Here is a 460-nt window from a genome sequence, read left to right as displayed (position 1 = left end):
AGGCCGAACGCAACGACCCGTGGCTGGGCATTCCCGGCGGCCTGGAAGCGATCCGGATGTACAGCGCCGGCATCGACCGCAGCGACTGGCACATCAGCCCGGTCTACGGTGATCTGTCGGTGCTGCCGAAAACGCTGCTGTTGACCGGCTCACGCGATCTTCTGACCCCCGACAATCTGATCTTCGCCGAGAAGGCGCGTGCCACCGGCGTCGAGGTCGATGTCGTCCACGAGGAAGGCATGTTCCACGTCTGGCCGTTGATCGACATGCCGGAAGCACGCCGCGCCCGGCAGCACATCGTTGCTTTTCTCAGCGAGAACAGGGCCCCGATCAGGCAAGACATGAGGACAAGGTTCGAAGCGCCCTCCGCCGAAGCGGCGGAGTAGCGCTTTCTTTCTCTTCTGGATCGGCCCCTACTGGCGGATCAGAACTTGCCGGTTTCCCTAAACACTTCGAAGGT

At 62.4% G+C, this 460-nt stretch carries 1 protein-coding gene; it reads left to right on the top strand.

Annotated elements, in window-relative coordinates:
- Nucleotides 1–386: alpha/beta hydrolase (locus tag EN935_RS40030; RefSeq protein ID WP_164771927.1), on the top strand; the 386-nt coding region annotated here is incomplete at its 5' end.
- Between the last annotated feature and the right edge of the window lie 74 nt (nucleotides 387–460).

Source organism: Mesorhizobium sp. M7D.F.Ca.US.004.03.1.1 (assembly GCF_003998635.1).
Taxonomy (GTDB): domain Bacteria; phylum Pseudomonadota; class Alphaproteobacteria; order Rhizobiales; family Rhizobiaceae; genus Mesorhizobium; species Mesorhizobium loti.
The sequence above is the reverse complement of the archived record's forward strand: the minus strand, read 5'-3'. Positions and strand labels throughout refer to the sequence as shown.